Source organism: Rhizobium favelukesii (genome assembly GCF_000577275.2).
In the GTDB taxonomy this organism is placed as follows: domain Bacteria; phylum Pseudomonadota; class Alphaproteobacteria; order Rhizobiales; family Rhizobiaceae; genus Rhizobium; species Rhizobium favelukesii.
Genome location: NZ_HG916852.1, coordinates 2,618,589 through 2,631,214 on the forward strand (window position 1 = coordinate 2,618,589; position 12,626 = coordinate 2,631,214).

The window sequence follows — 12,626 nt, forward strand, 5'->3', positions numbered from 1 at the left end:
TCATTTCCCTCGTTTCGGCAGGCCGGGTACCCGAATGTACGGATTGTTCGGATCGTAGGGGAAGCTTGGCTCGCCCAGGCCTTTCGACACGACGTTCCTTGCAATAATCCCGTCGTTGCCGAAGAGATAGTCTATGCCTGCGCAGAGGTGTGCAAGCTCCCTGTAGTCGAACTGTTTGAACTCGGTCTGTGCCAGAAAATTCGCGTCGTCCCAGGCTTTGCCGCGCAATTCGAAATAGCCGTTCTGTTTCAAAAACGCGATCCCGGCGCCCTCGTCTGTTGCCGATCCCTTGCAGGCATGCCCCGCCATCAGCGACAGGATAACGGTCCGCAGCAATCCGGCCTCCGGCGTATTGAGCCGTCGCGTGAATTTTGCGAGGTAGAGATTGCTGGCAGGATCATTGGTCATGCTCTTGTGCCAGAATGCCGGGATACTGTCCTCGGCCCCAGCACCGGCCGGCGAGGCAACCGTCAGGCCAACACGGAGCGGCGACAAGCGCCAACATAAGTCTGGTCGAACTCATCGAGTATTCTGGCTCCAGTCGTCACAATGCCCGCCAGCTAACCAGATTCGCTCAAAATACAACCATTGAGAGCGTCCATAAAATCCGCTACTGCGGCATCTGCACACCGGGCAACCCGGGTATCGTCTTGAAATTGAGAGAGTTCTCGGGGGGAACGGCAAGCTGCTCTTGAGCACGTCGCGCAGCATCCGCGGCAGCCTTCTCTTCCGCCGCCTTCGCGCGTGCTTCGGCATCGGCTTTGGTTTTTGCTTCTGCTTCGGCCTTTGCTTTCGCTTCAGCCGCCTGCCTCTCGCGCTCGGCCTGTGCGGCCAAAGCTCTCAGACGCTGCTCTTCGGCCCGTCGCTCTGCCTCGAAGGCTGCAGCCTTTTGGCGCTCTGCGTCATTGAACTTGTAGAGAGCGACTTCGCGGCGCAACCGCTGCTTTTCCAGAACGTTTGACTGCAAACGCTCGACACGCCGGCGTTCACGCTCGAAGGCACGCAGCGACAAATAGCCGGTGATATCGGTGACATCCATGGTTCGTCCAGGCGACGCGAGCAGTCCCGAAAAGTCGAGGCGTACGGCGGGCTCCGCGCCCGCAAGCACCTCGCCGCCCGGATTCAGCGCAATGTTGAGCGACGCGTTGATGCGCTCCTGCGGCAGATCGATCTGGCCGTTGCCAACGACCGTCGCCTGGTCGGTCGTCACGCTGACGTTCTGAAAGCGCAGAACCCCATCCGTCACGTTGAATGGAATAGCGGCCGGCGGCAGTTTCGCCTCGCCGTTGTTGAGCAATGTCTCAACGATCGGATGAACCTTGCCGGCATTCAACTGATCCTGCATCGGATCGGTCGCAGCCAGCAACGGCGCCAGCATGCCGAGATTGAGACCGCGAACACTGGTATCTCCAAGCCGAAGCTCGCCGGAGCCGTTCAGCGAACCGACGATGTCCTTCATCGACTTGCCGGAGGCTTCCGTGGAGAGTGCCAGCCCGAACTTCCCATTTGCGACGGGCGCTCCGTCGCGTGACCACACGACACCAGCCAAATCCGCATCCGTCACCGCCAACTTGGTCTGGAAGAAGCCTGTCCCATCGGCATTGGTAAACAGCAGGCTGCCGTTGAGGCTGCCGCCACCCCAGCCGCCCTTGATGCCGTTCAGCTGCAGTTCATCGCCCTTGTAGGCCACATCAGAGGTGAAATCCGAAATAGCGCCCGACCAACCGGGCCAGAATTGCTTGGCGGAAAGCTTGAGGGTGACGTCCATGTCCTTGAAAACTGGCAAGCCCAGCGCGCCGGCCGACAGATCGCCAGTCGCCGCATCCGTCATTGGCCCGTAGATGGCTTCTCCGAGCCACGCGGCATCGGCCTTGGAAAGCGCCAATTCACCCGTTGCCGTCGTCTTCTCCGCTTTGCGGTCAACGGTCAGGGCGCCATTGAACTCATTGTCGGCGGCATGGCCGGCGATGTCAGCAAAAGCAATCTTGTCGCCATCAATGGTCGCGTTTGTCGTCAGCTTGAACGGCAGGCCGGTGCCCATCTGCGGCACGGCGATACCGTTCATGACAAGATACGGATCAAGGTCCGCACTCTCCAGAGACACCGCAAGCTGTCCGTTCATGAAGGCTTGCGGGCGAACATCGACCTTCCCGCCGGCCGTAAAGGAGGTGCGATCAGTGGCAAACGTCAGCTGTGCGTCGGCGGGATCGGTTCCCTCTGCCTGCACCTTGAGAGTCAGGCGCCCGTTGGCGTCGGCTTCGACCGGCAACGGATCGAGACCGGCCTGCCCGAACAGGATGGAGGTGACGCTGTTTTCGAGCGTCGCCTCAAGGCTCGTCGTGCCCTTGCCTGTCAGCGCCAGAAGATCCGACATGCGGTAGTCGAGATTGACACGGCTGCCGTTGCTCACCCCGGCCAACGTCAGGGTCAGACCGTCGCCCTCGTCACCACCGAGCGTCAACGCTCCGCGCAGTGCGGTATTCGTGTACCACGCGGCGTTACGAACGAGCCGGTCCATGACCGGATGCGGCGGCAAATGCTGCTTCAGCATCGTGAAGAACGCGCCCGGATCGGCCGATTTGAAGGTGATTTCCCCAGAGCCCTTGTAGTCGAGCAGCGATCCTTCGGCGCGGCCGGTCGCCGTCACTTCGGCACCCGCCAGATTCTTGACGGAAAGCTTCTCGACCGCGAGAGCGCCATCGGCAATTGCAAAACGTGTCTCGACATCGGCCGCTTCAACGCCAAAGGCTGTAAACTTGTCGGCCTTGAGCTGTGCATTGATTTTGTGATCGAGCACGTTGTCGCCGGCATCCTGACCCGTGAACAATCCTGTCAGCGCACGCAGCGCATCCAGATCGAGTGCATCGCCGGCAAGCGCCACATCCAGCGTCGGCGCCTGATTGGCCACCACCTGTCGGTCCAGCCTGCCCTTGAGTGTCGCCTGCCCAACGGCAATTTCCAGGTTGCTGAACGTCTGGCGCTCGTGCGTGAGGCTAACATCTGCGGAAAAACCCGCCTGCCGCAGTTGCCGGATCGCGGGATCGACGGAGCCTGCAAGCCAGGCCGCAAGGCCAGTGGGCTGATTGGATGCCACTGTGATCTGCCCAACGAAGGATGCCTGCCCCTGCAGATTGAGCTTGCCTTGGCCTTCCACCTGCGTACGACCCGGCAGCGTGCCGACCACATTGTCGATCGTCCAGCCCTTGCCAGCGGGTTCGACATCGAGCTGAATGTCGCGGATTGTCGTGTCTCCCGCCACGATCGCCGGCAATCGAACGCTCGCCTTACCCGGCACCTGCGGCACCGGCACTTGCGAAACAATCTGGATCAGCGCGTTCAAGCGCTGCCGGGCCGAAAGGCCGGCATCACGGGTGGTCTTGCCGTTCGCACCTTGATTGCCGATGCGATTGACATCGATCTGCTGGCCGTTCGCAATCAACAGGAATTGCGGCTTGCTTCCGGTGTCGAGCGTCGCCTCCCCGGTGACGACGTAGGGATCGTCTGTCGCCCCGACCTCCAAACGATATTCCGGTATGCGAACGCTCTCGTTGGTAAGTTCGAACTTCCCCTTCAATCGCGGAGGCACATCGGCCTTGTCGGCCTTCTTGCCATTCCGGTTTTCGATCGAAGCCGACACCGTTCCCTGATAGTTCGGTTTGCGGTCGACGAGCTTCAATTCCCCGTCGAGATCCACCGTCACCGGCTGCTTATCGGGCTGCAGCCGCGTGCGCATCCGCAGGATTCCGTTCTCATCCAGCTGATTACTGGCAATCGTGAAGCTGCCATGCGCCCCATCCAGAGCCGCATCGCCCTCGATCCGCCATGGACCGGCAAGCGACTTCGCCGACATTTCGGCATTCAGGCCCGTAATGTGTCGCGACCGTCCCGACTGATCGTCGATGAACTGGACATCGCCGCCGCTGACGTGAACATTCTCGAGAATAACCGTCCTGGCCGGAATTTCAGGTCGGCTGCCGCGGGTCCAGTCGAGTGTGCCGTCTTTCAGGAGCCTCAGCTTCACCTTCGGGTTGACCACGCGCATGTCGAAGATCAGCGCCTCGCCCGAGAGGAACGGCGCGAGTTCCGCATCCATCGAGAACTGTTCGACCTGCACGATCGGCGATCCGTCAAGCTCCTGCCCGACGCGCACGTCATGCAGGGTCACGGAGGGAAACGGCAACAGCCGCGCATCCACCGCACCGTAGACGATGACCTTTTTGCCGATGATGCGGCTCGCCTGATCCTCGAAATTCTTTCGAAAGTCCGTCCAGTCGATAAACAGCGGCGCCAGCAGCGCCACGAACAGCGCCACGACAATCACTCCGCCCAAAAAGACGAGGAACCGGCCTACCAACTCAACACTTCTCCATTTGGGAATCCATCGCGGACACTAGAGCATGATACCGAAAGCTGTGAAGCAGCTTTCCGGCAACATCGTGCTCTATTTACTTGATTTCGAGATGAATTCGCCTCACGCCCGGTCATTTCCCTCTCAGTCGGTCTCGCCTGACAGACAAGCGCAACAGAGTGTTCGTTTTCAGGCACGGTGGAATATCTTGCCCGGATTGAAAATATCATCCGGATCGAGCGCCTTCTTGACCTGCCGCATGAGATCGACCGTGCCCCCAAGCTCCTCTTCAAGGAACGCCATCTTGCCTTGGCCGATGCCGTGCTCTCCGGTGCAGGTACCGTCCATCGCCAAAGCGCGGGCGTTGAGCCGGCCGACAAAGGCTTCAGCCACAGCAATGCCCTCCTCCGTCTTGTCGTCAAACAACAGGAGCACATGGAAGTTCCCGTCACCGGCATGCCCGACGATCATCGCCAGCAGACCATGTTCCTCGATATCGGCCTGCGTCTCGCCGATGCAATCGGCAAGGCGGGAAATCGGCACGCAAACGTCCGTCGAGAGCGCGGCCATTTCAGGCGCCAGCGCGCGCGATGCCCAGTAGGCATCATGCCGTGCCTTCCAGAGCTTGCTGCGTTCGTCGGCGTTGACCGTCCATGAGAATTTGCCACCGCCGCATTCTGCGGCAATCTCAGCAAACTGCTCCGATTGCAATGCAACGGTTTCGTCCGTGCCATGAAACTCAAGGAAGAGTGTCGGCTTTTCCTCATAGCTCAGCTTTGAATAGGCATTGCAGGCGCGGATTTGCAGGGCATCGAGAAGTTCGATGCGGGCAACGGGAATACCCATCTGGATGGTCATGATCACCGCATCACAGGCAGCCCGAACGGTCGGAAACGCGCAGACGGCGCCGCCGATCTTCTGCGGAATACCCTGCAGCCGCAGCGTGACGGAGGTCAAAATGCCAAGCGTACCTTCCGCACCGACGAAGAGCCGGGTCATGTCATAGCCGGCGGACGACTTGCGTGCGCGTCGCGCGGTGCGGATTTCTTCCCCATTCGCAGTCACCGCCGTCACGGCGAGCACATTGTCCTTCATGGTGCCGTAGCGCACGGCATTCGTTCCCGACGCCCGCGTCGAGGTCATGCCGCCGATCGAGGCATTTGCCCCGGGATCGATGGGGAAAAACAGTCCGGTATCGCGGAGATACGTATTGAGCTCCTCACGGGTCACACCTGGCTCGACGGTGCAGTCGAGATCTTCCGCATTGACTTCAAGAATCCGGTTCATCCGGCTGAAATCGATCGATATGCCGCCATTGGGGGCATTGACCTGCCCCTCCAGCGACGAACCGGTGCCAAAGCCAATGACGGGCACCTTATGTTCGGCGCAGATCTTCACCGCGGCCTTCACATCGTCACTGCCCTCGGCAAGTAGCACGCCGTCGGGCAGCTGCGCCGGGATGTAGGTGGTGGTGTGCGCGTGCTGTGCGCGAAAGGCTTGGCCGGTCTGAAAGCGCTCGCCAAAGCTCTGCTTCAGAGCGCCAAGAGCGGCGGCGATGCCTGCCTCGTTCCGTGTTCCGGTTTTTGCATCTTTGAGCGCCATCTCTTTGATCTCCTTCACCTTCGCTGCCGGAGGCAGGTTGGTATGGGACAAGAGACGGCGCCTGTCTAGTGCAGGATTAGCGAGAACGGTTCTCTGTCGAGCACCGCTTAGACCAACGGCGGATTGAGCCGCGCAAACGCTTCCTGCCTGCGGTACGGAAAGTACGGATAGGGCGCGGTCACGGCACTGGCTTTATCGAGCTTTTCCACCTGCTCCTTCGACAAAGACCAACCGACGGCACCGAGATTCTGCCGAAGCTGCTCCTCGTTGCGCGCACCGATGATAACGCTGGCGACGGTCGGACGGCCGATGAGCCAATTGAGCGCGATCTGCGGAACGGTGTTGCCGGTCTCTTCGGAAATCTCCAGGAGCGCATCGATGATATCGTAGAGCTTCTGGTCATCGACCGGAGGCCCGTAATGGGCCGTCTGGTGCAGACGGCTACCCTCCGGCAGCGGCTGGCCGCGTCGGATCTTGCCGGTGAGACGCCCCCAGGGCAAGCGGACTCCATACCAGCGCGCCTACGCCCTGGTCGGCAGCGAGCGGCATCAGTTCCCATTCGTAGTCGCGACCTGCGAGGGAATAGTAGACCTGATGCGCAACATAGCGCGGATGGCCTTGACGCTGCGCAATGCCGAGCGACTTCATCAGTTGCCATCCCGAGAAATTAGAGACGCCGATGTAGCGGATTTTGCCTGCCGCGATCAGGCCGTCCAGCGTTGCAAGCACCTCCTCGATGGGAGTCGAGGCGTCGAACGCATGAAGCTGCAGCAGATCGATGTAGTCCGTTCCCAGCCGCTTCAGCGCCTCGTCCGTGGAGCGGATCAGCCGTGCGCGCGACGTTCCCCAATCCGCAGGTCCATCGCCCATCGGCAAGGCAATTTTGGTCGAGATCAGCACCGCATCGCGCCGACCGGCGATCGCCTGGCCAAGGACCTCCTCGGAGGCACCGGCCGAATAGACATCTGCCGTGTCGAAGAGATTGACGCCCGCTTCCATCGAGATATCAATCAGTCGCCGCGCTTCCGCAGCATCGGTATTGCCCCATGCCCCGAAGAGCGGGCCCGCGCCACCGAAGGTTCCTGCGCCGAAACTCAAGACCGGCACCCTGAGGCCGGATGCGCCGAGATTTCTGTATTCCATGGTCGGTCACCTCCTGTTGTTGTCCTCAGAAGAGATAGACACTGAATTTACGGTGATATAGCTTACCGGAAGGAAAACCATCCATGAATTGAATTCATCATGAGCCGACAAGACATCAATCGCTCCGGCGAAATGGAGGTCTTCGTGCGCGCCGTCGAGCTCGGCGGCTTCACGGCCGCGGCTCGCGCCTGCCGCATGACACCATCCGCCGTCAGCAAGCTCGTCGCGCGGCTTGAGGCACGCCTCGGTGCCCGCCTCGTCAACCGTTCGACCCGCAAGCTGCACCTGACGCCGGAAGGCTCCGCCTTCTACGAGCGCAGCGTTTCCATCCTTGCGGACATAGCGGAGGCCGAGCGCTATGCGTCCGCCGGCGAACAGGCTGCTGGTCCCATTCGCATCAACACCAGCGCGTCTTTCGGCCATCATATCCTTGCGCCGCTGGTTTCAGACTTTCTGGCGCTGCATCCCGCCATCACACTCGACATCTCGCATACCGACGCCATCGTTGATCTCGTGGAGGATCGAGCCGATGTCGCAATCCGCGCCGGACCGCTGAAGAGCTCCAGCCTGATCGCCCGCAAGCTCGGCGTCACCCGCAAAGTCATCGTCGCATCGCCGGCCTATCTGAAGCGTTTCGGCGAGCCGAAATCCGTCGACAACCTGAAGCAGCACCGCCGCATTGGTTTTTCTTATGCGCGCAGCGTCCAGGGCTGGCCTCTGCGCCATGACGGCGAAACCGTCACGCTGCCGATCACGCCAGGCGTGCAGGTTGGTGACGGTGAAGCGATGCGATACATGGCCGTGTCAGGAGCGGGCCTCGTGCGGCTCGCCAACTTCACCGTACGCGCCGATATCGAGGCGGGCAGGCTGGTGCCGGTTCTTGAGGATATCAATCCAGGCGACATTGAGGAATTCTACGCCGTCTATATCGGCCAAGGCGGTCCATTGCCGGCTCGCGTGCGGGCTCTGCTCGACTTCCTGGCGGAGCACGTCAGTCTCTAACACTGCGAAACCTATAGGATTTCGCAATTGACCCCTTCCATGGCTGGCGCCTATATCGGCGCAGTGTCCTCCGGCTTCTCCGGCCGGTCTTTTTACCCGCCAGTGCTGCTCCCCTGCTTCGCCTCGATTGCAGTTTCAGCATTGGCAAGACATGCATGGGATCATGCCGTTGTACGATGCCAGCCGCTTTCTTCGATACGCCAGCCTGCCGCGGTGGGTACTCTTGCTCAGCATCTCGACCCTGCTCGTCGTCGGGCTCGAAATGCTCGGTCTACCGGCTTCGCTCCTTATCGGTCCGATGGTGGCGGCGATTATCCTTGCTTTGTCCATGGGCCAGGGATCGCTTCGCGTGCCGCGCTGGCCGCTCCTCTTCGGGCAGGCGCTCGTGGGCTTCCTGATGGCACGCGCCATCACGGTCGATATCCTGAAGACGATGGCGACCGATGCGCCGCTCTTTCTCGCAATGATCCTTTCCGTCATCGTCGCGGCGGCAGGCCTTGGCTGGCTGCTGACACGCTGGCAGGTTTTGCCGGGAACGACGGCCGTTTGGGGCTCGTCTCCCGGCGCCGCTTCCGCAATGGTCATCATGTCCGAGGCCTACGGCGCCGACGCCCGCCTCGTCGCCTTCATGCAGTATCTGCGTGTGGTCTTTGTTGCTGTGGCGGCCTCGGTCGTTTCCCGCCTCTGGGTTGCCGCCGATGGCGGCAAACCGCCGGCATTCATCCTCTTCCCTCCAGTCGACTGGCAGGCGCTTGCCGCTACCATCGCCCTCACCTGCCTGTCAGCTTATGTTGCCGTCCGCTTTCGCATCCAGGGCGGTACGATCACCGTGCCTTTGGTTCTCGGCTCGCTGCTGCAAGGCTTTGGTCTGCTGACGATCGAGCTGCCGCTATGGCTTCTGGCGATCAGCTATGCCCTGATCGGCTGGAATATCGGCCTGCGCTTTACCCGTGGCATCGTCATGCACGCCGCTCGTGCCCTGCCCCGCGTTGCTGCCTCCATCCTGTTGCTGATGTCGATCTGCGGCTGCATGGCCTTTGCCTTGCACAAATTCGCCGGCGTCGATCCGCTCACGGCCTATCTGGCGACCAGCCCAGGGGGCGCAGATTCCGTCGCCATCATTGCAGCGTCCAGCGATGTCGACGTGCCCTTCGTGATGGCGATGCAAACCGGCCGCTTCCTCGTGATCCTGTTTACCGGTCCGATGCTGGCTCGCTTTATCGCGCGGCGCTCCGGCCTTGCGGAGAAACCCGTCTGAGGCCTGCCCATTGGCCCGGCGTCAGACCATAGGCCTTCTTGAAATGGCGGGTCAGATGGCTCTGATCTGCAAAACCGGTTGCCGCGGCAACATCAGAAAGTCCTTCGCCCGCTCCGATCATGACGCGTGCCTGCTGGAGCCGCCGCATAAGAAGATACCGATGCGGACTGGTTGCAAAGGCGGCCCTGAAATGCCGCGCGAGGGAAAAACGGTCGAGGCCGGTGACAACCTCCAATTCGCCGGACCGCACAGCTTCTGTCGCATGTGCTTCGAGATAGTCCCGCGCCAATCGTGTGCGCTCCCACGCCACGTTGGCGAGCGGCCGCAGTGGTGTCCTTGCGTGCTTGGCAAGTCCGCCCGCAACACGCGAAACGAAGTCATCGACGAAAAGCTCATCGAGTTCGCGATCCAGTTCGCCAAGAGCGGCGAGCAATGTGTCGGCCAGGATGGGATCCCCGATCACCGGTTCATCGACGAACGGCAGCCCGATCTTCTCGGCGTCCAGGCATTCGAACAATAGCGCCGGTTCCAGATACAGCATACGATATTGCAGCCCGTCATCTGTGCCCGCACCGCCATCATGCTCTTCATCGGGGTGGAGGACGATCACCTGCCCAGGCATGCTGAAGCGCCGCTTGCCTCGATAGGAAAAAGTCTGCACGCCCTTGATCGTGACCCCTAGAGCATAAGTATCGTGGCGATGCGGCTCGAAGGCATTGCCTGAAAATTGCGCCTCGATCCGCTCGATGCCCGGAAAGGCCGGTGCGGTCAGGATCCCGTCTGTGCCGGGCTCCATGCACAAACGTTCAAGACCTTCGAAGGCGTGATTGCTTACATCCTGGTCCAACGCGACTTTCGACCCCGCATGAAAGAGACTGGAATGTTTGATACCAAAATTGCAATCGTTCTGCGAAACAATCTTGCATCCTGGCAAAAGCTGAACGTCACCGCCTTCCTGATGAGCGGCCTTGCCGGACACAATCCCGAGATCATCGGCGAGGCCTACAAGGATCGCGCCGGCAATCTCTACCATCCGCTTTCCATCCAGCCGATCATCGTTTTGTCGGCCGAGGGCGAGACGCTATCGACGATCCACCGCCGTTCTTTGGAGCGCGGCATAACCTCCTCGCTGTTTATCGAGGAGATGTTCGCAACCGGCCACGACGCCGCCAACAGAGCTGTCTTTGCCGAGTATGCACCTGATGATGCCAAGGTTGTCGGCATTGCCATCAGGGCGGAGAAGAAGATCGTCGACAAGATCACCAAGGGCGCGACGATGCACCAATAACGAAAACGGCCGGGCGTTGGCCCGGCCGTTTTCATGCCTGCAATGTTGATCAGCTCTGGGTGACAGGCGCGATCTGGATTTCGACGCGGCGGTTCTGGGCGCGGCCGGCTTCCGAGGCGTTGGAGGCGACCGGTTGCGACGGTCCGAAGCCGACGGCCGAAACGCGGCGCGGATCGATGCCCTGGGTGCCGAGATAGTCGGCAACTGACATCGCGCGGCGCTGCGGACAGATCCTGATTGTGCTGCAGGCTGCCGGTGGAGTCGGTGTGACCGTTTACGTCGATCAGCGTGCGGTTGAACTTGCGCAAGACGATCGCCACAGAGTTCAGCGTCGGGTAGAACCCAGCCTTCACGGCATCCTGATCAACATCGAACGTGATGTTGGACGGCATGTTGAGGATGATGTTGTCGCCGCGGCGGGTGACCGAGATGCCGGTTCCCTGGAGCTGAGCGCGCAGTTCGGATTCCTGCTGGTCCATGTAATTGCCGACCGCACCGCCCGCGAGCGCGCCGACGCCGGCGCCAATCAGCGCGGCGTTGCGACGTCCAACCGGCGAGCCGCCGACAGCCAGGCCAGCAAGCGCGCCAACGCCGGCACCCAGCAGTGCCCCGCCTGACGTGTTCGACATCTTCTGCTCGCCCGTATAGGGGTCGGTCGTGGTGCAAGCGCTAAGGTAAGTTGCAGCAACAGACAAAAGTATGAATTTCTTGATCATGGACAGCGGTATCTCCAATTCGGTGTTGATGCGACCAGTATTAAGGATTGCGGCAACAAGATGAAGCAGGCTCTTCAGATACTGGAAATTGGGCAAAATGCACGGCTACTGCGGATCGCAAGCCACAGTGACAGGCTGCGTGGCCATGTCGCCCGTCGGAATACGGGCGACGAACCGTTTTTCAAGACAGCCGGTTAGACGTTCTGGAAGAGCTGGCGAACCTTGTCGTAGCTGGCGTTGGCGATGTTCAGCGACTGCAGGCCAAGCTGCTCCTGTGTTTGCAGGGCCCGCAGCCGGCTTGACTGCTCTTCCATGTCGGCATCGATCAGGCGGCTGATGCCGCGGGAGTAGGAATCGTCCAACGATTGCGCGAAATCGCTCTGGATGCCAATGCGCTTTTCGAGTGCGCCGAAGGCCGAGCCAACCGTCGTCATCTGGTTCAGCATCATGTCGACGACGGTGATCATCTCCTTCACCTGCGCCTGGGTCGTGCTGCTGGAAACCCCAATTTCGACCTGCCCTGCCGTATTGCCGGCGCCCTTCAGCATCACATAGTTTTGCGAAGCGCCGGCCTCTGTCGCAAAATACTGAGAGGTGAGAGCGCCATACTCACCGGAGCCGGTCGTCCGATCATCAATGAGGTAACGTGCATCCTTCGAGGTGGTCGCACCAACCGGTGCGAGATCGACCTCATAGCTGAGCATGTCGACCTTCACCGTGCCATCGGAATGACGGATGAAGGAAGACGGTATCTGCCTCGGCTTGGACGGATCTGTGGATCCGTCGATAACAACCCAGTTGTCGCCGTTGAACTCCGCGGACTGGGCAACCGAGCGCAGTTGATCTTTCAGGTGAGCGATATCCGTGTTGATCTTGTCCTTGTCGACGCCGGGTTCGGTTGCTGCAACGAGCTTTGCCTTGATCTCGCTGACGAGATCGATCGCATTGTCGACGGCATTGTAAGCTGTGTCCATGGTCGCAGCCGCGAGGCCAAGGGCGTCGCGAATAGCCGACTGGGCTTTCTGATCGGTTTTCAGCGTCGAACCTATCGCCCAATAGGCGCCGTTGTCGGACGCTCTTTCCACTCTGAGGCCGGTGGATACCTGCCTCTGCGTCTTGGTCATATCGCGACCGATGTCACGCAAAATATACAGCGCGGCATCCACCGAAGTGCGCCGATAAATCGTCAAGGTACTGTACTCCGAACACAACAATACGCGACTGATACAAACAAACCGGTACCGCGAACCTTCATGTCCGGGAGCGCCT

General features: G+C 60.6%; 8 protein-coding genes and 2 pseudogenes. 3 read left to right on the forward strand and 7 right to left on the reverse strand.

Annotated features, from left to right (window positions below; all coding sequences use genetic code 11):
- From LPU83_RS51610 to LPU83_RS51625, 4 genes and pseudogenes are all read right to left on the reverse strand, one after another.
- Nucleotides 1-408, reverse strand: a complete 408-nt coding sequence (locus LPU83_RS51610; RefSeq protein WP_231052280.1) for a hypothetical protein — start codon at nucleotides 406-408, stop codon at nucleotides 1-3.
- Nucleotides 409-610: 202 nt separating this feature from the next.
- Nucleotides 611-4,354: an AsmA family protein gene (locus LPU83_RS51615; RefSeq protein ID WP_024313579.1), complete on the reverse strand. Its 3,744-nt coding sequence runs from the start codon at nucleotides 4,352-4,354 to the stop codon at nucleotides 611-613.
- A gap of 183 nt (nucleotides 4,355-4,537) precedes the next feature.
- Entirely contained in the window at nucleotides 4,538-5,950 is a 1,413-nt protein-coding gene (locus LPU83_RS51620; RefSeq protein ID WP_024313580.1) for an FAD-binding oxidoreductase, read from the reverse strand.
- 107 nt (nucleotides 5,951-6,057) lie between these two features.
- Nucleotides 6,058-7,093 (reverse strand): annotated as a pseudogene (locus LPU83_RS51625) (aldo/keto reductase).
- A 99-nt stretch (nucleotides 7,094-7,192) separates the two neighbouring features.
- On the opposite strand from LPU83_RS51625, the gene LPU83_RS51630 reads away from it, so the two are divergent.
- Both LPU83_RS51630 and LPU83_RS51635 read left to right on the forward strand, forming a co-directional pair.
- Nucleotides 7,193-8,095 carry a LysR family transcriptional regulator gene (locus tag LPU83_RS51630; RefSeq protein WP_024313581.1) on the forward strand — a complete coding sequence of 301 codons (903 nt, stop codon included), beginning with the start codon at nucleotides 7,193-7,195 and terminating at the stop codon, nucleotides 8,093-8,095.
- Between the two features lie 163 nt (nucleotides 8,096-8,258).
- On the forward strand, nucleotides 8,259-9,353 hold the full coding sequence (locus LPU83_RS51635) for an AbrB family transcriptional regulator (protein ID WP_024313582.1): 1,095 nt from the start codon (nucleotides 8,259-8,261) through the stop codon (nucleotides 9,351-9,353).
- On the opposite strand, the gene LPU83_RS51640 is transcribed toward LPU83_RS51635, so the two are convergent.
- Complete coding sequence (locus LPU83_RS51640) at nucleotides 9,313-10,149, reverse strand: AraC family transcriptional regulator (RefSeq protein WP_374046181.1); 837 nt, start codon at nucleotides 10,147-10,149, stop codon at nucleotides 9,313-9,315. The two genes, LPU83_RS51635 and LPU83_RS51640, sit on opposite strands and share 41 nt — an antisense overlap.
- An 84-nt stretch (nucleotides 10,150-10,233) precedes the next feature.
- Between LPU83_RS51640 and LPU83_RS51645 the strand changes: the two genes are divergently transcribed.
- Complete coding sequence (locus LPU83_RS51645) at nucleotides 10,234-10,641, forward strand: DUF2000 family protein (RefSeq protein ID WP_024313584.1); 408 nt, start codon at nucleotides 10,234-10,236, stop codon at nucleotides 10,639-10,641.
- A gap of 49 nt (nucleotides 10,642-10,690) precedes the next feature.
- On the opposite strand, the pseudogene LPU83_RS51650 reads toward LPU83_RS51645, so the two are convergent.
- Nucleotides 10,691-11,357, reverse strand: a pseudogene (locus tag LPU83_RS51650) (YiaD family glycine zipper/OmpA-like lipoprotein).
- Between the two features lie 194 nt (nucleotides 11,358-11,551).
- Entirely contained in the window at nucleotides 11,552-12,547 is a 996-nt protein-coding gene (locus LPU83_RS51655; protein WP_024313586.1) for a flagellin N-terminal helical domain-containing protein, read from the reverse strand.
- Between the last annotated feature and the right edge of the window lie 79 nt (nucleotides 12,548-12,626).